The organism is Castellaniella sp. (assembly GCF_034675845.1).
Taxonomy (GTDB): Bacteria; Pseudomonadota; Gammaproteobacteria; order Burkholderiales; family Burkholderiaceae_B; genus Castellaniella.
Genome location: NZ_JAUCCU010000002.1, coordinates 439,063 through 458,906, shown reverse-complemented (window position 1 = coordinate 458,906; position 19,844 = coordinate 439,063). Strand labels below are relative to the sequence as shown.

The window sequence follows — 19,844 nt, the reverse complement described above, 5'->3', positions numbered from 1 at the left end:
AGCACACCATGAATCTGCAAAAACAACAACGCCTCGTAATCGACGCCCTGGAAGACACCAAGGCCCAGGACATCCAGATCTTCAACACCACCGCCCTGACCGGCCTGTTCGACCGGGTCATCATCGCCAGCGGCACATCCAACCGCCAGACCCGCGCAATGGCCAGGCACGTCGCCGATCAGGCCAAGAAAGACGGCCTGCAGGTCGTCGCCTTCGAAGGCGAGGACACCGGCGAATGGGTGCTGCTCGACTTGGGCGACATCGTCGTGCACTGCATGCAGCCTGCCATCCGCAGCTACTACAACCTCGAAGAAATCTGGGGCGCTCATCCGGTGCGCGTGAAGCTCCTGTCCACGGGTCCAGCCCAGGCATCCTGGACCGGTGACGACGACGTCGAGGAATGAAACTGCGCATCTATGCCGTCGGCACCCGCATGCCAGCCTGGGTGCAAGCTGCATGGCAGGACTACACCAAGCGCATGCCGCGCGAATGTCAGATCGAACTGCACGAAATCCGTCCAGAACCCCGGACACATGGCAAAACACCTGCTCAACTGATGCAGGCAGAGGCCCAACGCATCGAGGCCGCCCTGCCCGCGTCGCCAATCTGGCGGGTGATTCTGGACGAGCACGGTCAGGACCTGAGCACCCGGGCTCTGGCCAGCCACCTGGAAACCTGGCGCGAAGCCGGCCAGGATATTGCGCTGATCATCGGCGGCCCGGATGGTCTGGAGCCCGCTCTGAAAAAAACCGCCCGCCAGATGCTGCGCCTGTCGTCACTCACCCTGCCCCACCCGATGGTGCGCGTTTTACTGGCCGAGCAACTGTACCGTGCCTGGACCATCTTGTCCGGCCACCCCTATCACCGCGAATAGGCAACGCGCAAATCTCTGGACACGCCCCTTGCCCCAGCGGGGCTTTAGGGTATGCTGATGGGCTCCATTCACCCGTCTGGGCTTTATTGCCAGATCCTCTCTGGAACGCATGTATGGTTACCCCTCGCCGTCGTACCAAGATTGTCGCCACTCTCGGGCCTGCAACATCCAGCCCCGAACGCATCCAGGATTTGATCTTGGCCGGGTTGGATGTGGCACGCATGAACTTCTCTCATGGCTCAGCCGATGATCACCGTCAGCGCGTCCGGCTGGTGCGCGAAATCGCGGCAAAAAACGATCGCCACGTCGCCATCATGGGCGACCTGCAAGGCCCAAAGATCCGGATTGCCCGCTTTACCGACGGTCAGATCGAACTGCAGGTGGGTGAACCCTTCACCCTCTCCATCCAGCACCCTTTGGATGGCGGCACCCAGCGCATCGTCGGCATCGAATACCCACCCCTGGTACAGGACTGCACCCCCGGCGACGAACTCCTGCTGGATGATGGCCGGGTCATCCTGCAGGTCGATTCCGTGGACGAATATGCGGTGCACACCACCGTGACCGTCGGCGGGCCGCTCTCCAACAACAAAGGCATCAACCGTCGCGGTGGCGGCATCTCCGCCCCTAGCCTGACAGACAAGGATCGCCAGGACATCCATCTGGCCGCCGAACTCCAGCTGGATTATGTCGCAGTCTCGTTTCCACGCAGCGGGGCCGACATAGAACAAGCCCGTCGCCTGGTGCGCGAAGCCGGCAGCCAGGCCTGGATCATCGCCAAGATCGAACGTGCCGAGGCTGTCGCCGACGATGCAGCCATGGACGACCTGATCCGGGCCAGCGACGGCGTCATGGTGGCGCGCGGTGACCTGGGGGTGGAAATCGGCGATGCCCGCCTGGTCGGCATCCAGAAACGCATCATCCAGCACGCCCGCACCCTGAATAAACTGGTGATCACGGCCACGCAGATGATGGAATCCATGATCGCCAGCCCCATCCCCACCCGAGCCGAAGTCTCGGATGTGGCAAACGCGGTGCTGGACTACACCGATGCCGTGATGTTGTCGGCTGAGTCCGCCTCCGGGCAATACCCAGTCGAAGCCGTACAAGCCATGGCACGCATCTGCCTGGGCGCCGAGCAAGAACCCACCAGTGTCAAATCTCACCACCGCATGGGCGAAACTTTTTCCCGGTGCGACGAGACCATAGCCCTGGCCAGCATGTACGCCGCCAATCATTTCCCCGGCGTCAAGGCCATCATCAGCCTGACCGAGAGCGGTCATACTCCCCTGATCATGTCGCGCATCCGCTCGGGCGTGCCGATCTATTGCTATACCCGCCACGAGGCCACCCAGCGGCGGGCAGCCCTGTTCCGGGGGGTATATACGGTGCCATTTGACGCAGCCTCTTTGCCGCCAGCTCAGATCAGCGCAGCCGCCATCGATATTCTGCGCCAGCGCGGCCTGCTGCAATCAGGCGACTGGATCATCCTGACCAAGGGCGACTTCTACAGCGACAGCGGCGGCACCAACGGCCTGAAAATCCTACGAGTCGCCTGATGCCGCCGGGGTTTATCCTGCTGGCCTCGGCCAGCCCTCGGCGCCATGAAATCCTGGATCTCCTGGGAATCACGCACGGTATCTTGCGCGTACCCGCCCCCGAAGGCCCGGATGAGCCCCAACTGGTCGGAGAAACCGCAGAAGACTACGTCCGACGCACGGCCCGCGACAAGGCCGTGCAGGCCATGCAGTGGCTGGCTGCGGGTGGCGCGCCACCGGACATTCCGTCCAACTGGCCCGTCGACTGGCGCCAGGCGCCGATTCTGTGTGCCGATACCACCGTCATCCTGGACGGCGACGTATTGGGCAAACCCGTGGATCTTGACGACGCCGGCGCTATGTTGCGCCGACTATCCGGGCGCACCCACCAGGTACATACTGCCGTTGTCCTGGCGGTTCACGGCCAACTGCACGAGACCTGCCAAGTCAGCCAAGTCAGTTTCCAGATATTAAACGCCCAGGAAATCACCCAATACTGCGCCACCCACGAACCCCTGGGCAAAGCAGGCAGCTACGCAATCCAGGGCCGTGCTGCGGCCTTCATCACCCACCTGTCGGGCAGCCACAGCGGCGTCATGGGCCTGCCTGCCCACGAGACCTTGCAACTGCTGAAAGCATGGCAGGCCACTGCCTAGTGTTTACCCGCAGGCACTCGCGGGATGCTTGACCAAATCGACAAACCACTCATAGGATGATTGACAACTTGCTGAACATCGCAAGCCTTCGGTGATGGCCATGGCTGCATGCACGGCCACCTTTGCAAACGTCTGATCATAGAGGCATTGCACATGGTAGACCCTGTTGTCAATTCTGCATCCACTCCCGCCCCCGAAATACGCAGCGGCAATCTCCCCCCCGTCACCTATCGCGATCTCCCAGAGCCCTTATCACTTAAAAAGGTCATTGGCCCCAGCGTATTGCTCTTGGCCGGGTCCATCGGTTCAGGTGAATTCGTTTTATGGCCCTATATTTCCACCCAAACCGGGATGGCGCTGGTATGGCTGGCCACCATCGGCATCCTGACCCAGTATTTCCTGAACATGGAGATTACCCGCTATACGCTGGCCACGGGCGAAACCGCCGTCACGGGGTTCACGCGCCTCTGGAAACCCTGGAGCTGGCTGTTCATCATCATGGCGGTCATCCCCTGGATGTGGCCAGGCTGGGCAACTGGCAGTTCCACGGCCCTGACCTATGCCTTCGGCCTGTCGGAAGGTTCAATTGTGCCAATCACCATCGCCTCGCTGGTCTTGATCGGAATCATTCTGACCGTCTCTCCGGTGGTTTACCGGACAGTCGAAAAAATCCAGTTTTTCCTGGTGGCCTTGATTGTCCTGTTCATGCTGTACATCATCTTCGGACTGCTCACCGGAGACTCCTGGTCTGCGCTGTTTGCGGGCTTCACCTCCGAAGTCCCCAAGATCCCAGACGCCATCGGCGAGCTGCCCATTGCCCTGTTGCTGGGGGCCATTGCATTTGCAGGCGCCGGAGGGGTCATGAACCTGGCTCAGTCCAACTGGGTGCGTGATAAAGGCATGGGCATGGGGGCCTTGCTGCCAAAAATCGTATCCCCGATCACCGGAGAAGAAACCACTGGTGCTTCCATTGGCCACTTCTTTCCCCAGGACGAAGCCAATATGCGCCGCTGGCGTGCTTGGTGGCGGGTTGCGGATCGCGAGCAGTTCATCACCTTCTTTGTGCTGGGCCTGCTGGCCATCGTCCTGTTCATGATGCTGGCATATACCTACGTAGGCGTCGGCAGCAAAGCCCAGAATTTCGACTTCGTGCGACTGCTGGGCGAGACCTTGAACGAAAGGGTCGGCAGCTGGGGCGGCCCCGCGTTCTGGCTGACTGGTGTGGTGGTGCTGCTGTCCACCAACCTGACCGTACTGGACATGATAGGCCGCATCGTGGCGGACATCGCCAAGGCCAATTGGCTGCGCGACAGCAAGACCTGGACCGAAAGCCGCCTGTATTTCCTGGTGGTCTGGCTGATGGTGGTTTTTGGCTCCGTCATCCTGCTCTCGGGCGTCAGCCAGCCGCTGCTATTGCTGGTGATTGCATCGGCACTGAACGGCCTGGTCATGTTTGTTTATTCAGTCTTGCTGATTCAACTGAATCGCTGCATGCTGCCTCGCGCAATCGGCCTGGCCGGCGTGCGTTTCGTGGCGATACTCTGGGCAGTGGTGTTCTACGGCGGATTTTCCATCTACCTGTTGATCAACCAGTTCGGCAAACTGTTCTAAATCGGCATGGGAGGCAGCCTTTGTAGACTGCCCCTCTGCCGCATTGGTCGGGCCACGGAAGCATGATTCGTCGTACCGGGCCGGACGCACAAAGACAAAACCCCTGCAGCGGATAAGCTGCAGGGGTTTTGCGGAATAAAAGCCTGACGATGACCTACTTTCACAGGTGTCCACCCACTATCATCGGCGCGAAGGCGTTTCACTGTCCTGTTCGGGATGGGAAGGAGTGGGGCCACCTTGCTATGGTCGTCAAGCATAACTGGTTGTGTGCTAGTTTTTTAAGGACTAGCGCACGAATTTGGAAGAAGCACACTGTGCATTGCTGTGCGGCGTGTCGATTTGACAGCGGCGCAGTGTAGCAGGTTTTAGGCCTGCTTTGCACGGGTTGTTTTGTACGATTGTTTGTTGCGTTCGAATTGAATTGGGCTTTACACACGATTCACTATTCTCATACAGGCAAGCCTTTGGCTAACCTGCAAGGTTATAGGATCAAGCCGCACGGGCAATTAGTACTGGTTAGCTGCACGCATTACTGCGCTTCCACACCCAGCCTATCAACGTCCTGGTCTCGGACGACCCTTCAGGGGGGTCAAGCCCCCGGGATACCTAATCTTCAGACGAGTTTCGCGCTTAGATGCCTTCAGCGCTTATCTCTTCCGCACGTAGCTACTCGGCAATGCCATTGGCATGACAACCGATACACCAGCGGTGCGTCCACTCCGGTCCTCTCGTACTAGGAGCAGGCTCCGTCAAGTATCCAACGCCCACGGCAGATAGGGACCAAACTGTCTCACGACGTTTTAAACCCAGCTCACGTACCTCTTTAAATGGCGAACAGCCATACCCTTGGGACCGGCTACAGCCCCAGGATGAGATGAGCCGACATCGAGGTGCCAAACACCGCCGTCGATATGAACTCTTGGGCGGTATCAGCCTGTTATCCCCAGAGTACCTTTTATCCGTTGAGCGATGGCCCTTCCATACAGAACCACCGGATCACTATGACCTGCTTTCGCACCTGTTCGACTTGTCAGTCTCACAGTCAAGCACGCTTATGCCATTGCACTATCAGCACGATTTCCGACCGTACCTAGCGTACCTTCGTACTCCTCCGTTACACTTTAGGAGGAGACCGCCCCAGTCAAACTGCCCACCATGCACTGTCCCCAACCCGGATAACGGGCCAAGGTTAGAACCGCAAACAGACCAGGGTGGTATTTCAAGGTTGGCTCCACTGCATCTAGCGACACAGTTTCAACGCCTCCCACCTATCCTACACAGGCCGGTTCACAATCCAATGCAAAGCTACAGTAAAGGTTCATGGGGTCTTTCCGTCTAGCCGCGGGTAGATTGCATCATCACAAACATTTCAACTTCGCTGAGTCTCAGGAGGAGACAGTGTGGCCATCGTTACGCCATTCGTGCAGGTCGGAACTTACCCGACAAGGAATTTCGCTACCTTAGGACCGTTATAGTTACGGCCGCCGTTTACCGGGGCTTCGATCAAGAGCTTGCACCCCATCACTTAACCTTCCGGCACCGGGCAGGCGTCACACCCTATACGTCGACTTTCGTCTTGGCAGAGTGCTGTGTTTTTAATAAACAGTCGCAGCCACCGATTCACTGCGGCCCCTTCATGCTCAGTGCGCAGGCACCTCACACTACCAGGGCATACCTTCTCCCGAAGTTACGGTATCAATTTGCCGAGTTCCTTCTCCTGAGTTCTCTCAAGCGCCTTGGAATATTCATCCCGTCCACCTGTGTCGGTTTGCGGTACGGTCTCGTGAGACTGAAGCTTAGAGGCTTTTCCTGGGACAACTTCCGATCAGTCCAGGAACCGAAGTTCCTGTTCACCCACACCCTTGAATTACGCGCCCGGATTTGCCTAAGCGCCTTCTATGATGCAGCAACGGGGACATCCAACACCCCGATGATCTTGCAGCCATCCGTCCCCCCATCGCATCTCACGACGGTGCTGGAATATTAACCAGCTTCCCATCAGCTACGCATCTCTGCCTCGCCTTAGGGGCCGACTCACCCTGCGCCGATGAACGTTGCGCAGGAAACCTTGGACTTACGGCGAGGGGGCTTTTCACCCCCTTTATCGCTACTCATGTCAGCATTCGCACTTCTGATACCTCCAGCAGACCTCTCGATCCACCTTCGCAGGCTTACAGAACGCTCTCCTACCGCGTGCGCCCAGTGGCGCACACCCGCAGCTTCGGTAACTGGCTTAGCCCCGTTACATCTTCCGCGCAGGACGACTCGATCAGTGAGCTATTACGCTTTCTTTAAAGGATGGCTGCTTCTAAGCCAACCTCCTGACTGTCTATGCCTTCCCACTTCGTTTCCCACTTAGCCCGTTTTAGGGACCTTAGCTGGCGGTCTGGGTTGTTTCCCTCTTGAGTCCGGACGTTAGCACCCGGTGCTCTGTCTCCCACACTGTACTTGCCGGTATTCGGAGTTTGCCATAGGTTGGTAAGTCGCCATGACCCCCTAGCTATAACAGTGCTCTACCCCCGGCAGTAATCATGTGAGGCACTACCTAAATAGTTTTCGGAGAGAACCAGCTATCTCCAGGCTTGTTTAGCCTTTCACCCCTATCCACAGTTCATCCCCTAATTTTTCAACATTAGTGGGTTCGGTCCTCCAGCACGTGTTACCGTGCCTTCAACCTGACCATGGATAGATCGCCTGGTTTCGGGTCTACACCCAGCGACTAATTCGCCCTATTCGGACTCGCTTTCGCTACGCCTTCCCTATTCGGTTAAGCTTGCCACTGAATGTAAGTCGCTGACCCATTATACAAAAGGTACGCAGTCACCCCCCTTTAAGGACTCTCTACAAATCCGCTCGGGATCTGCTTCAGCCTATGATCTTTTGATGCGGCTGCGCCGCACCGAAAGCCCTTAAAGGGGGGCTCCTACTGTTTGTATGCATACGGTTTCAGGATCTATTTCACTCCCCTTCCGGGGTTCTTTTCGCCTTTCCCTCACGGTACTGGTTCACTATCGGTCGATTACGAGTATTTAGCCTTGGAGGATGGTCCCCCCATCTTCAGACAGGATTTCACGTGTCCCGCCCTACTTGTCTGACGCCTAGTCTCACACTCCAAATTTCGTCTACAGGGCTATCACCATGCTACGGCTGGCCTTTCCAGACCATTCGACTATTTGAAGTGCTATCTCGTCACGGCTCTTCCGGTTTCGCTCGCCGCTACTTCCGGAATCTCGGTTGATTTCTTTTCCTCGAGCTACTGAGATGTTTCAGTTCACCCGGTTCGCTCCGTGCAGCTATGTATTCACTACACGGTACGCTATTGCTAGCGTGGGTTTCCCCATTCGGACATCTGCGGATCAAAGCTTGTTTGCCAGCTCCCCGCAGCTTTTCGCAGGCTACAACGTCCTTCGTCGCCTGTAATCGCCAAGGCATCCACCATATGCACTTATTCGCTTGATCCTATAACTTTGCAGGTTATAGGAATTTGAGTTCGCGTGTTTGTGCCGTTCAATTCCATTAAAGGCTCATCAACCTTGCATCCCGAAGAACACAATGTTGCTTGAATCTTAGAACTTTTGAACAATTGATTTTGCAATCACAACCCGTAAATTACCCATCACGACAATTAAGTCGATCATGATATTTACATTTGTTGTGCTTCTTCCAGATTGTTAAAGAACATGGTAATGCTACTGAATTCCCACTCGGGCAAAAACCCGAAGATGAAACCCAGTCAACAATCGCCTGATTGAATATCAAGCCATTCTTGACTGAGCGCCTGGTGGAGGATGACGGGATCGAACCGACGACCCCCTGCTTGCAAAGCAGGTGCTCTCCCAGCTGAGCTAATCCCCCGTTTTTAAGCCTATCGCCAAAAAACCGTGGTGGGTCAAGATGGATTCGAACCATCGACCCCCGCCTTATCAAGACGGTGCTCTAACCGACTGAGCTACTGACCCCCTAGTCGTGACCACTGCCGTCTGCGTTGACTGCAGTGCTTGGACTTCAGACCATGTTACTAAACAAACAGCCGATAAGCGTGGACGCTATGACAACAAGCACAGTGGCTTGCTCTTAAAGGAGGTGATCCAGCCGCACCTTCCGATACGGCTACCTTGTTACGACTTCACCCCAGTCATGAATCCCACCGTGGTAAGCGCCCCCCTTGCGGTTAGGCTACCTACTTCTGGTGAAACCCACTCCCATGGTGTGACGGGCGGTGTGTACAAGACCCGGGAACGTATTCACCGCGACATTCTGATCCGCGATTACTAGCGATTCCGACTTCACGCAGTCGAGTTGCAGACTGCGATCCGGACTACGATCGGGTTTCTGAGATTGGCTCCACCTCGCGGTTTGGCATCCCTCTGTCCCGACCATTGTATGACGTGTGAAGCCCTACCCATAAGGGCCATGAGGACTTGACGTCATCCCCACCTTCCTCCGGTTTGTCACCGGCAGTCTCACTAGAGTGCTCAACTGAATGTAGCAACTAATGACAAGGGTTGCGCTCGTTGCGGGACTTAACCCAACATCTCACGACACGAGCTGACGACAGCCATGCAGCACCTGTGTTCCGGTTCTCTTGCGAGCACAATTCAATCTCTTGAATCTTCCAGACATGTCAAGGGTAGGTAAGGTTTTTCGCGTTGCATCGAATTAATCCACATCATCCACCGCTTGTGCGGGTCCCCGTCAATTCCTTTGAGTTTTAATCTTGCGACCGTACTCCCCAGGCGGTCAACTTCACGCGTTAGCTGCGCTACTAAGGTTAATAAACCCCAACAGCTAGTTGACATCGTTTAGGGCGTGGACTACCAGGGTATCTAATCCTGTTTGCTCCCCACGCTTTCGTGCATGAGCGTCAGTATCATCCCAGGGGGCTGCCTTCGCCATCGGTATTCCTCCACATATCTACGCATTTCACTGCTACACGTGGAATTCTACCCCCCTCTGACGTACTCTAGCCCGGTAGTTAAAAGTGCAGTTCCGAGGTTAAGCCCCGGGATTTCACACCTTTCTTTCCGAACCGCCTGCGCACGCTTTACGCCCAGTAATTCCGATTAACGCTTGCACCCTACGTATTACCGCGGCTGCTGGCACGTAGTTAGCCGGTGCTTATTCTGCAGGTACCGTCATTAGCCCAGGGTATTATCCCAGGCCGTTTCTTCCCTGCCAAAAGTGCTTTACAACCCGAAGGCCTTCATCGCACACGCGGGATGGCTGGATCAGGGTTTCCCCCATTGTCCAAAATTCCCCACTGCTGCCTCCCGTAGGAGTCTGGGCCGTGTCTCAGTCCCAGTGTGGCTGGTCGTCCTCTCAAACCAGCTACAGATCGATGCCTTGGTAGGCCTTTACCCCACCAACTAGCTAATCTGATATCGGCCGCTCCAATAGTGAGAGGTCTTGCGATCCCCCCCTTTCCCCCGTAGGGCGTATGCGGTATTAGCTGACCTTTCGGCCAGTTATCCCCCGCTACTGGGCACGTTCCGATATATTACTCACCCGTTCGCCACTCGCCACCAAAGAAAGCAAGCTTCCTTCGTGCTGCCGTTCGACTTGCATGTGTAAAGCATCCCGCTAGCGTTCAATCTGAGCCAGGATCAAACTCTTCAGTTCAATTCCTGTAATCGTAGTTCCTTGTCTATAAATAGACAGAAAGCTACGGTTCGCTTGCATCACTCAAAAGAAATGACAAAGCTTGGTGTTAACCTTACTTCTTCATTTCTATCTGTGCGAGCACTTGGTATAACTTGTTTGCATTTCCAACACAGGACCGGTTCGTGAGAACCAAATCCGCGTCGGGCCATGCTGCTTGTTACCCAGCGCCCACACTTATCGGCTGTTAAGTTTTTAAAGAACAAATCTGCCAGAAGCAGAGAAACGAGATTATGAAGCAGTTTTTATTTCCTGTCAAGCCACTGACCCGGGAAGGTATAAGTTCGCGATTCCGCTTGCCTAAACCACATCCTGCCGCTGCTCGACAAAAAGACTCCATCTTCTCGTCGAAGGCCAGAATTAAAACACATTTAAGTTTCAACGTCAAGCCCTACCGCATTCGGCCTAGACCGAATCTTCGTCGTCAGCGGGAAATCCTGAATCGGGCTTTAGCCTGCAAACTCTGGCTTTCCTGCCTGGCTATCCATCGGTGTTACCCGGTGAATTCAGGGTTAACCCCTGGGTGCCTGGCGGCGAAGAGGTCGAACTATAGCACGGTTTTTTTGAGTTGTGCAAATGGGTCTTCCGGCAGGCCTTTGAGGTTTTTCTCATACACTGGTGGGAAGGCTGCGCTTGGCGGCCTCGTCGTACTACAGAGGCATCTGCATTGGATGCGCTGCCGTGCGGGCCATTCCATCAGATCAGCCAGGTTGCGGCATGAACCACAGCGAAGACATCCTCATTAACGTTACTCCTTTTGAAACCAGAGTCGCCCTGACGGTGCAGGGAGTGGTCCAGGAATTACACATAGAGCGCAGCATCCAGCGCGGCCATGTAGGCAACCTGTACCTGGGCCGGGTGGCCCGTGTGCTGCCAGGCATGCAAAGTGCATTCGTGGATATCGGCCTGGAACGTGCTGCCTTTATCCATGTGGCGGACTTGCGCCAAAACCGCCATAGCCGCAATAGTGGCGACCACACCCCGCAGACGCCGATTGAAAAGCTGCTGTTCGAGGGGCAATCTTTATTGGTGCAGGTGATCAAGGACCCCATCGGCACCAAGGGCGCGCGCCTATCCACCCACATCAGCATCGCGGGGCGCATGCTGGTCTACCTGCCACACGAACCCCACATTGGGGTATCCCAGCGCATTGACAAGGAAGCCGAACGTACGGCGCTGCGCGACCGCCTGGTTGCGTTGTGTCTGGACGATGAGACGGGCGGCTATATCGTGCGCACCCAGGCCGAAGGTGCCAGCGACATCGAGCTGGCGGCCGACATGAATTATCTGCGCACTTTATGGGCGAACATCCAGATCCGAATCCGCCAGGTGCCGGCCTCCTCGGTGGTTTATACCGAACTGACCCTGGCGCAACGGGTGCTGCGTGACATGGTCGGCCCGGAGACCGGGTCCATTACGGTGGATTCGCGTTCTGTCACCCAAGAGCTCAGAAGCTGGGCTGAACGCTACACCCCATCTGTCACAGATCGCATCCATCATTATCACGGCAACAGGCCTTTGTTCGATACCGCCAACGTAGACGAGGAAATCTCACGGGCGCTGTCTCGTCGGGTAGACCTGAAATCTGGTGGTTATCTGATTATTGACCAAACCGAAGCATTGACGACCGTGGACGTCAATACCGGGGGTTATGTGGGTGGGCGCAATTTCGATGACACCATCTTCAAGACCAATCTGGAAGCGGCCGTGACGATTGCCCGGCAATTGCGGCTGCGCAATCTGGGCGGCATCATTGTGCTGGATTTCATTGATATGGATGACTCGGACCATCAGGCATCCGTACTGGCCGAGCTACACAAGGCTCTGTCCTATGACCGTACCCGCGTGACGGTCAGCGGCTTCAGTCAGCTGGGGCTGGTGGAAATGACGCGCAAGCGCACCCGGGATTCATTGGCGCACCAGCTGTGCGAGCCCTGCCCTACTTGCCAGTCGCGCGGCTCGGTACGCACCCCCCGCACCCTCTGCTACGAGATCCTGCGCGAAATCCTGCGCGAAGCGCGGCAATTCGATCCCAAGGAGTTCCGCGTGATTGCCGCGCAGTCGGTGATCGATTTGTTCCTGGAAGAAGAAAGCCAGCATCTGGCGATGCTGGGCGACTTCATTGGCAAGCCAATTTCATTGACGGTGGAAGTCGGCTATGCCCAAGAACAATACGATCTGGTCTTGATGTGACCGAGGCTTAGTCCTCTACGTCCAGCTTGTTTTCCCAACTGGTATCCGCCTGGCAGGCCGCAGGCTTCATCATGGCGGTCAGCATCTGGTGGACCCGGTCCATCTGTCCGGAATAATAGCTGTAGGCCTTGACGTTGGTGCTGCGGTCATGCAGCAGCGTCAGGCTGAGAACCACGCTGTCGGCCCAGCCCGCATCCGGCGTAGGCCGGTATACCACGCGCCCAAATGCGGATTCGCGCGGCAGCATCTCGAAGGTATAGGTCTGGCCACATAGCGCGGCATGGCGAAACAGGTTCTGCTGAATGGCGGGAAAATCAATCGGCAGGCGGCGGCGCTCGGTGAGCAGATAGGGGCTAGTCTCCAGTTGATCGACCGTCAGTCCTGTGGGCTGACTGGCACAAGCGGACAGCAGCAGCACGGCGCTCAGGGCATAAAAAATTTTCATCGACACTCCTTCGTGGGATTTTGAGGCATTCGAGAAGGTCGATAAACACCTTCTTCAGTGGGCGTGGGGCTAATATTCAACCGTCTGGCGTAGCAGTATCCTGGAATTGCAAACGGTACAGGTTGGCATACAGACCACCTTGGGCAAGCAGGCTGGCATGGTTGCCCTGCTCGACTATCTGCCCCTGGTCCAAAACGATAATGCAATCGGCTTTCTGAACGGTGCTGAGGCGGTGGGCAATCACCAGCGTGGTGCGCCCGGCCATCAGGCGCTCTAGCGAGGCCTGTACCTGGCGCTCAGCCTCGTTGTCCAGGGCCGAGGTCGCTTCGTCCAGAATCAAGATGGGCGCATCCTTGATCAGGGCTCGGGCAATGGCCAGGCGCTGACGCTGGCCACCGGACAAGGCATTGGCATTGCTGCCGACCTGGGTATGCAGGCCCTCGGGCAAACTATCGACAAAATCCAGCAGGCTGGCGGCATCCAGGGCCGCGCGGACTCGGTCTTCCGGGACATCTTCCAGCACGCCATAAGCGACATTTTCGGCAATCGTGCCCTCGAACATGACCACGTCCTGGCTGACCAAGGAAAGCTGTGAACGCAAGGCGCGCAGCTGCAAATCACTGATATCCATGCCGTCGATCAGAATCTGGCCGCTGCTTGGCTGAATAAAGCGCGGCAGCATATTGGCCAGAGTAGTCTTGCCGCTGCCCGAGCGTCCCACCAAGGCAACCGTCTGGCCGGCGGCAACAGACAACGACACCCCATCCAGCGTATTGCGCGCAGCATCGGGAAAGCGGTGCGTGACCTGGCGAAACTCTACCTGCCCCGAGACGCGACCCGTGATCTGCTGCCCCCCCGTGTCGGATTCAACAGGCTCGTCGATCAGCGCAAAAACGCTTTCTGCCGAGACCAGCATGCGCTGAGAGGCACCCGCGATATTGGTGAGGCGCTTGAGGGGGTCAAATATCTGGCCCAAAGCGGCCATGAAGGCGGCAAAACTGCCGACGGTCAAGCCCTGGTGGTTGGCCTGATACAAAGCCACGGCCACAACGATGGCGACTGACAAGCCCACAAAGAACTGGGAAATCGGCGACATGGCTGAATCGGCGCTGGCCGCCCGCATCGCAAACCGCCGCAGCCGGGCATTGACGTAGGCAAATCGTTTGCGCTCGCGGCCATAGCCATCGAAAAGCTTGATGACGCGCTGCCCGGCAATCCCTTCGGAGACCACGCGGGTGAGTTCGGCATTCATATTGATGGTGTCGCGATTGATGCGCCGCAGCCGGCGCACAAAATAGCGCCCCGTCACCACCGACAAGGGCAGCATCACCAGCACAATGAGGGTGAGCTGCCACGACATGTAGAGCAGCACCCCCAGCAAAGCCACCACCGTGAGGGATTCGCGCACAATGACCCGGATGACCTCGGTGGACAGGCCGCTGACGTTACCTGCGTCGATGGTGAAGCGATTCAGCAAGCGCCCTCGGTCACGCGCACGAAAAGTCTCGTCGGACATGGCCAACAGACGCTCGAACATATCGTGGCGCAAGCCCAGCAGCATGTTGTTGGCCACCCAGGACATCAGGTAAGTGCCCCCGAACGTCGCGATACCGCGCAACAACATCAAGCCCACCACCGCCAGCGGAATGGACCAGATATAGGACGGCTGGGCGCCGGTGAAGCCCTCGTCCAGCAAAGGCTTCATGATGACTGCCAGCAAGGGCTGGGTGGCCGAGGCGACGCTGAGCAGCACCAGGGCCAGCACGCCGATTTTCCAATCTTTGCCCAAACGGGTGTAGATTTGATGCCAGAGCGCACGCCGCACCGGGCGACTATCGGTCAGCTGTTCGGAATCGGGTTTCAACCGGCACACTCTCTTATATACTGTTGGGAATCACGCATTTTAGCCCGTTGCCGGCGCTGGTCCGCAGCGGGTCGTTGGAGCTGATCGCGTTGACACCTGCCACCCGCCCCGCCCTGTATGTGCGCCTGCCCAACTGGGTGGGCGATGTCTGCATGAGCCTACCCAGCCTGGACCTGTTGCTGCAGGCCGATATCCCTGTCGTGGTCTGCGCCCGCCCCTGGGCTCAAGACCTGCTGGCAGCCTACCCGCTGGCCGGTTTTGTACCCATGCGGGGGAACTGGCGGGCCGACCGCGCCTGCGTGCGCCAGCACCTGAAGCAATCCGCCGCCAAACGCCCCTACGGCCTGCTGTTGCCGGATTCTCTTTCCAGCGCCCTGGCCTTTCGTTTCGCAGGCATCCCGTGCGCAGGCTATCGCGATGATGGCCGCAGCCTGATTTTGCGCTGGCCCTGCCGCAAACCAAAAACCCAGTTGCATGCGGTGCAGTCCTGGCATTTCCTCAGCCGCTTTGCGCTGACGCGCTGGCAACTGCCCGTTACCAGCCCCGAGCCCAGCCCAGAACTGCAATGGCAGGCAGCCATCCCGCACGAATCCCAGGCGGCCCAGGCTCTTTCGGCTGCTGGCCTGGCTGCACACGACTTTATCCTGATTGCGCCGACCGCAGTCGGCCTGCACAAGGGTCAGATCAAAACCTGGCCAGGATTCGACAGCCTGACGCAGGCGCTGCAGGCTCGTGGCCTGCAGGTGGTGATGGCCCCCCCGGCAGCCGAACAAGACGCCGCCCGACTGGCGGCGCCGACAGCCCTGTGCCTGCCCCCCCTTGGACTGGGGGCGTTCGCGGCACTGACCCGGCTGGCCAGACTGGTCATCTGCAATGATTCCGGCGTATCGCACCTGGCTGCAGCCGCTCAGGCCCGGCAAATCACCTTGTTCGGGGTCACCGACGCGGCCCGCACCGGCCCCTGGTCCAATCAAGCCTTGCGCATGGGTCGGCTCGGCGCATGGCCCAGCACCGCCGAAGTCCTGACCCAAGCCCTGGAAACCCTGGATATCGGCTCCGACGCATGAGCTTGCCCGAATTCCTGGCCAATCTGGTCATCCCACTGAACTTATCCATCACCCTGCTGCTAGTGGCTGTGATCCTGTTCATTACGCGCTGGCGCAAGACTGCCGCTATTTTGACACTGAGCGCCCTGGCCTGGCTTGTGTTCTGGTCCTTGCCGACATCCTCGCTCTGGGCGGGCGGTCTGCTGGAGCAACGCTACCCGTACACCGCCCCAGCAGACCTGCCGACCACCCAGGCCATCGTGGTCCTGGGGGGCAATACCGCCAACAGCCGACAAAACTGGTTCGAGGAATATGATCGCCAAAGCACCATCCCGCGCACGGAAACCGCCGCCAAACTTTACGCGGCGGGGCGAGCGCCACTGATTGTCGTCTCAGGAGCAGCCCTGGATGGCGGCGCCAGTGAAGCCAGCATGATGGCCCAGGCGCTGGAGCGCGATGGGGTGCCCGCCAACGCCATCATTCAGGAAGACCACAGCCTGACCACCTACCAAAATGCAGTCTATAGCGCAGCCATCCTGCGCGAACATGGCATACAACAGTTTTTGCTGGTGACTTCGGCGCTGCACATGCCCCGCGCCATGGCCAGCTTCCAGAAGCAGGGGTTGAATCCCGTTCCGGCCCCCTCTCCCCCTCAGATCGTCGTGCCCGCCGAGCCCAATTTTTCTTTTTGGTTGCCCGACCTGCGCGCGTTGCAGGCCAGCCGCTCCATCGTGAAGGAATACCTGGGGATACTGGTGTATTGGCTGCGCGGCTGGGCCTGACGCGCAAAGGATCAGCGTGCGGGACGTTCGGCCTGGACGGCCTGATACAGGGCCAGATACTGCCGGGCGACCTGCGGCCAGGCATGACGGGCCAGGACGGCCTGCATGCCGTCCTGCAGCCTGGCCCGCAAGGCCACATCCGAGCGCAAACGCTGGATGGCCTGGGCCAGTTCATCGGCGCGTTCCGGGTGGCTCAGGATCAGGGCTTCTTGCTGATCCTGGACATATTGGGCAAAACCGCACCAGGGGGCGGGACTCAGCACCACGGGCAGGCCAAAAGACATGGCTTCCAGAGGGGCCATGCCAAAACTATCATTCAAGGTGGGATGCACGTAGAGGTCAGCCGCCCGATAGTAAGGTGCCACCAGCGAGGTCTCTGAAATCAGATGGACTCGTTGACGCACAGCTTCGGGCGCCAGGGCCACACAGTCGCGCGCAGCGGCATTGGCCCCCACCACCAGCAACAGCACATCGTCAGGCAAGCGCGACAAGGCCGACAGCACGGTCGGCAGGCCCTTGCGCATGGGATTTCGAGCCACCAACAGACAAAGCGTACCCGTGGCGGGCAAATCGAGATCCTGACGGGCCTGGCGGCGTTGATCGGGGCCGACCGGGGGTTCTGTGGCAACCCCAGGGGCAATCACCGGAATCTGGCCGGGGAAAAAACCATAGGCCCCCGCCAACTGATGGGCGATCAGATGGGATACCGCCACGACCCGGTGGCCCGGACGCGGCGCCACTCGGCGGGCTTCCAGCCCCAGATAAGTCTGTACCCGGGGACTGATGAAAGACAAGGCGCGTTTTAGCCACGCCATGGGCTGCACGCGCCAACGATAGCGCACGGGAGTGACATGGACGACCTCGATATCGCCACACCAGCCATTCATATGCGAGTGCACAATATCGTAGCCTCGGCTTGTGGCCCGCGCGGCACGACGTGCAAATAACCAGACGCGAATCCAACTGGGCCAGTGGCGGCCGATGCGAATCGGATGAAACGGCAACTGCAGATCGCAGGCGGGGTCATATTCCCTGGCAAAGACGGTGATCTGATGTCCCATCGCGCAAAATTCACGCATCAACGCGACACCATAGGCCTCCGCCCCCCCGAAACGATTGCCAAAACGATCGACCACGAAGGCGATCGACAAGGGGGCGGTTGGCGGCTGCGCCGTCACTGGTGGCATATCGGCGGCGTGCATCATGCACGCGCCTCTGCTGCCCGACGTTTGCGGTCTTCGAGCGGCGTCAGGCACTTCTGCAAGAAGCGCACCAGCAGAGTCGAGCGCATTACCGCCACCCGGGGCAAGGCGTAGGCGTGGTCAGGCACGCGCGCCAGACCACGCGCCGTTGTGGTGGCACTGAGGTACCCGGCAGCCTGCACCTGTTCGGCCAGCGCAGGCGTGTATTTCCCATAGGGGTAGCAAAAAGCCGTCACCGGACTGCCGCTGATCTGTTCGAGGGCATCGCGGGAGTCGCGAATTTCGTTGATGGCCAACTGGGGAGACAGGCGCGGCAGAACCGGGTGATTGAGCGTGTGCGAACCGACTTCGTGGCCCGCATCGACCCAGGCGCGCAGGCCAGCCGTACCCATAAGCGCCGCTGAAGGCACGCCTTCGGCGTGATCCCAGACATTGCTGCCCCCCAATTGGCGGACCACAAAATAGTTGGTGGCATGAAAACCGCAGTCTTCGAGGACAGGCACCGCATGGTCCAGCACATTCTGATAGCCATCATCAAACGTAATCCCAAAGACCTTGCCGTGCTTTTCACCGGCCAGATAGGGCATGAGCTGGGACATCGACAGGCCGCGATAGCCCAGTCGACGCAGCCAGAGCATTTGGCGGCGGAAGTCTCGGGGGTGGACAGTCAGGCCACGATAAGGCGTGCCCCTGGGCTGTGGCTGATCGATCTGATGGTACATAAGGATCGGAATCATGGGCGCGCAGACCGTGCATATCGATCAGGATCAGACAAAATCATGAATAAGGCCAGTGACATGGAATAAAACCCTATGGTGCGCATCCCTCGGAACATGGTTTCAGTCAGGCCAAACACCAAAAACCCCAGGGTCAGCGACAAGCCCATCGCGGCAGCCGCCCTGGCCTGGGCTGGATGATGAAAAGCCAGGCGGCGGAGAAACAAGCCGGCTGGTCCCAAAAACACCAATAGCAGGGCGATCCCCCCCGGCACGCCATAGCTGGTCAGTGCCAGCATGATGTCATTATGCGGCTCACCCCAGCCCTCGGCAACCGACGGCGACACCACACCGGCAGGCAGGGATTCTTGATTGAGATAATCGTTGAAATAACGCTTGGAACCCATGCCTGCCACAGGCCGCTGTGCCAGCATATCCAAAGACGCCCGCCAAAGCTGCAAACGGATGCAAATGGAGGTATCAGCGGTGCTTTGATCGCCTGAGCAAGTGACGGCTTCTTGGTAGGCATCCACCACCCGCTGACGCCAGGTGCCGTTGGCAGCAAACACTGCGGATAGCAGCACCGCCATGCCCACGGCCAGCACTAAGGCCCTGACACGTCTGTGCGGTTTCATATAAAGCAGGCAGGCCACCACAATGAAGATGGGAAAGGCCAGCAAGGCAGTGCGTGTCTGCACCAGAATCACCGCCAGCAGCCCCAACCCGACCAACACGAGCTTGGTCATCGATTCGGCGCGTGGCCAGGGGCTGAGCCGCCAGGGCAGGGAAAAAGCCACCAGCGCCATCAAGAGCCCGGTCAGACTGCCATAGCCCACGGCGTTATAGGCCGGCGTGTCCGGGCGCAACGGGCTGGCGAGCGCCAGAACAATAATGATGAGGCTGGCCACTAGCGCCGCCAGCATGAAGCCGCATAATGCTTTGCCAAGCACGGCCGGATTGATCCGGGTAAAGGCCAGCCCCAAAATCCAGAACCCCAGCAAGAAGCGCAAGGCGGCCTCTAAGTCCGGCCCTGCAAGCTTGGCATTCACCATCGAAGAAAACAGGACGGCCAGGGCGGGCGCCGCCAGACACAGCAGGGTCACCCGGTATTTTTGATAAAAACCATGCAAGGGGTGGCCGCGGTATTGAACCAGGACGGCCAGGCTGCACAGCAGCAGTAAATAGAAAGCCGGACTGGGCAGGGTCTGGCCAGTCATGATCAGTAGAGGCATCAGCCCCACCACAAATACGAGCGATTT

Annotated in this window: 13 protein-coding genes, 2 tRNA genes and 3 rRNA genes; 8 read left to right on the top strand and 10 right to left on the bottom strand. The window is 58.3% G+C overall.

Translation table 11 applies throughout. The features are described from left to right. The first annotated feature begins 8 nt into the window (after positions 1–8). The 5 genes from rsfS (at position 9) to VDP81_RS13675 (ending at position 4,679) form a co-directional block, all read left to right on the top strand. Positions 9–404 (top strand): ribosome silencing factor, encoded by a 396-nt coding sequence (gene rsfS, locus VDP81_RS13695; protein WP_323012614.1) that lies wholly within the window; start codon positions 9–11, stop codon positions 402–404. Then, positions 401–874 carry a 23S rRNA (pseudouridine(1915)-N(3))-methyltransferase RlmH gene (gene rlmH, locus VDP81_RS13690; RefSeq protein ID WP_323012613.1) on the top strand — a complete coding sequence of 158 codons (474 nt, stop codon included), beginning with the start codon at positions 401–403 and terminating at the stop codon, positions 872–874. Before rsfS ends, rlmH begins: the two co-directional genes overlap by 4 nt. Positions 875–987: 113 nt before the next feature. After that, positions 988–2,433: a pyruvate kinase gene (gene pyk, locus VDP81_RS13685; protein WP_322995342.1), complete on the top strand. Its 1,446-nt coding sequence runs from the start codon at positions 988–990 to the stop codon at positions 2,431–2,433. Then, positions 2,433–3,068 carry a Maf family protein gene (locus tag VDP81_RS13680; protein ID WP_323012612.1) on the top strand — a complete coding sequence of 212 codons (636 nt, stop codon included), beginning with the start codon at positions 2,433–2,435 and terminating at the stop codon, positions 3,066–3,068. Before pyk ends, VDP81_RS13680 begins: the two co-directional genes overlap by 1 nt. Positions 3,069–3,221: 153 nt before the next feature. After that, positions 3,222–4,679 carry an Nramp family divalent metal transporter gene (locus VDP81_RS13675; protein WP_323012611.1) on the top strand — a complete coding sequence of 486 codons (1,458 nt, stop codon included), beginning with the start codon at positions 3,222–3,224 and terminating at the stop codon, positions 4,677–4,679. Positions 4,680–4,820: 141 nt separating this feature from the next. On the opposite strand, the gene rrf is transcribed toward VDP81_RS13675, so the two are convergent. The 5 genes from rrf to VDP81_RS13650 form a co-directional block, all read right to left on the bottom strand. Then, a 5S ribosomal RNA gene (rrf, locus tag VDP81_RS13670) occupies positions 4,821–4,933 on the bottom strand. 231 nt (positions 4,934–5,164) lie between these two features. Continuing rightward, a 23S ribosomal RNA gene (locus tag VDP81_RS13665) occupies positions 5,165–8,138 on the bottom strand. A 320-nt stretch (positions 8,139–8,458) separates the two neighbouring features. Beyond that, a tRNA-Ala gene (locus VDP81_RS13660) sits at positions 8,459–8,534 on the bottom strand. A gap of 27 nt (positions 8,535–8,561) precedes the next feature. Next, a tRNA-Ile gene (locus VDP81_RS13655) sits at positions 8,562–8,638 on the bottom strand. 117 nt (positions 8,639–8,755) lie between these two features. After that, positions 8,756–10,298, bottom strand: a 16S ribosomal RNA gene (locus tag VDP81_RS13650). Together the 16S, 23S and 5S rRNA genes with 2 tRNA genes alongside form the textbook arrangement of a ribosomal RNA operon. 756 nt (positions 10,299–11,054) lie before the next feature. Here VDP81_RS13650 and rng point away from each other — a divergent pair. Further along, positions 11,055–12,530 (top strand): ribonuclease G, encoded by a 1,476-nt coding sequence (gene rng, locus VDP81_RS13645; protein WP_323012610.1) that lies wholly within the window; start codon positions 11,055–11,057, stop codon positions 12,528–12,530. 7 nt (positions 12,531–12,537) lie between these two features. On the opposite strand, the gene VDP81_RS13640 is transcribed toward rng, so the two are convergent. Then, positions 12,538–12,975: a hypothetical protein gene (locus VDP81_RS13640; RefSeq protein ID WP_322997378.1), complete on the bottom strand. Its 438-nt coding sequence runs from the start codon at positions 12,973–12,975 to the stop codon at positions 12,538–12,540. Positions 12,976–13,051: 76 nt separating this feature from the next. Continuing rightward, positions 13,052–14,839 (bottom strand): lipid A export permease/ATP-binding protein MsbA, encoded by a 1,788-nt coding sequence (gene msbA / locus VDP81_RS13635; RefSeq protein ID WP_322997377.1) that lies wholly within the window; start codon positions 14,837–14,839, stop codon positions 13,052–13,054. Positions 14,840–14,991: 152 nt separating this feature from the next. On the opposite strand from msbA, the gene VDP81_RS13630 reads away from it, so the two are divergent. Beyond that, positions 14,992–15,906, top strand: a complete 915-nt coding sequence (locus tag VDP81_RS13630) for a glycosyltransferase family 9 protein (RefSeq protein WP_323012763.1) — start codon at positions 14,992–14,994, stop codon at positions 15,904–15,906. After that, entirely contained in the window at positions 15,903–16,667 is a 765-nt protein-coding gene (locus VDP81_RS13625; RefSeq protein ID WP_323012609.1) for a YdcF family protein, read from the top strand. The genes VDP81_RS13630 and VDP81_RS13625 overlap by 4 nt, the downstream gene beginning before the upstream one ends. 11 nt (positions 16,668–16,678) lie before the next feature. Here the strand turns inward: VDP81_RS13625 and VDP81_RS13620 are convergent, their stop codons facing one another. Genes VDP81_RS13620 through VDP81_RS13610 form a run of 3 tightly spaced genes read right to left on the bottom strand, consistent with a single transcriptional unit; the run spans position 16,679 to position 19,817 of the window. Beyond that, a complete protein-coding gene (locus VDP81_RS13620; protein WP_322997375.1) occupies positions 16,679–17,872 on the bottom strand; it encodes a glycosyltransferase family 4 protein in 1,194 nt (397 codons plus the stop codon). Next, positions 17,869–18,606, bottom strand: a complete 738-nt coding sequence (locus VDP81_RS13615; protein WP_323012608.1) for a polysaccharide deacetylase family protein — start codon at positions 18,604–18,606, stop codon at positions 17,869–17,871. Before VDP81_RS13615 ends, VDP81_RS13620 begins: the two co-directional genes overlap by 4 nt. Further along, positions 18,603–19,817: an O-antigen ligase family protein gene (locus VDP81_RS13610; RefSeq protein WP_323012607.1), complete on the bottom strand. Its 1,215-nt coding sequence runs from the start codon at positions 19,815–19,817 to the stop codon at positions 18,603–18,605. The genes VDP81_RS13615 and VDP81_RS13610 overlap by 4 nt, the downstream gene beginning before the upstream one ends. Positions 19,818–19,844 lie beyond the last annotated feature (27 nt).

What these genes read in the sequence shown, in the direction of transcription:
- rsfS (WP_323012614.1), top strand. Translation starts at nt 9, where the DNA reads ATGAATCTGCAAAAACAACAACGCCTCGTAATCGACGCCCTGGAAGAC.
- rlmH (WP_323012613.1), top strand. Translation starts at nt 401, where the DNA reads ATGAAACTGCGCATCTATGCCGTCGGCACCCGCATGCCAGCCTGGGTG.
- pyk (WP_322995342.1), top strand. Translation starts at nt 988, where the DNA reads ATGGTTACCCCTCGCCGTCGTACCAAGATTGTCGCCACTCTCGGGCCT.
- VDP81_RS13680 (WP_323012612.1), top strand. Translation starts at nt 2,433, where the DNA reads ATGCCGCCGGGGTTTATCCTGCTGGCCTCGGCCAGCCCTCGGCGCCAT.
- VDP81_RS13675 (WP_323012611.1), top strand. Translation starts at nt 3,222, where the DNA reads ATGGTAGACCCTGTTGTCAATTCTGCATCCACTCCCGCCCCCGAAATA.
- rng (WP_323012610.1), top strand. Translation starts at nt 11,055, where the DNA reads ATGAACCACAGCGAAGACATCCTCATTAACGTTACTCCTTTTGAAACC.
- VDP81_RS13640 (WP_322997378.1), bottom strand. Translation starts at nt 12,975, where the DNA reads ATGAAAATTTTTTATGCCCTGAGCGCCGTGCTGCTGCTGTCCGCTTGT.
- VDP81_RS13630 (WP_323012763.1), top strand. Translation starts at nt 14,992, where the DNA reads ATGAGCCTACCCAGCCTGGACCTGTTGCTGCAGGCCGATATCCCTGTC.
- VDP81_RS13625 (WP_323012609.1), top strand. Translation starts at nt 15,903, where the DNA reads ATGAGCTTGCCCGAATTCCTGGCCAATCTGGTCATCCCACTGAACTTA.
- VDP81_RS13620 (WP_322997375.1), bottom strand. Translation starts at nt 17,872, where the DNA reads ATGATGCACGCCGCCGATATGCCACCAGTGACGGCGCAGCCGCCAACC.
- VDP81_RS13615 (WP_323012608.1), bottom strand. Translation starts at nt 18,606, where the DNA reads ATGATTCCGATCCTTATGTACCATCAGATCGATCAGCCACAGCCCAGG.
- VDP81_RS13610 (WP_323012607.1), bottom strand. Translation starts at nt 19,817, where the DNA reads ATGCCTCTACTGATCATGACTGGCCAGACCCTGCCCAGTCCGGCTTTC.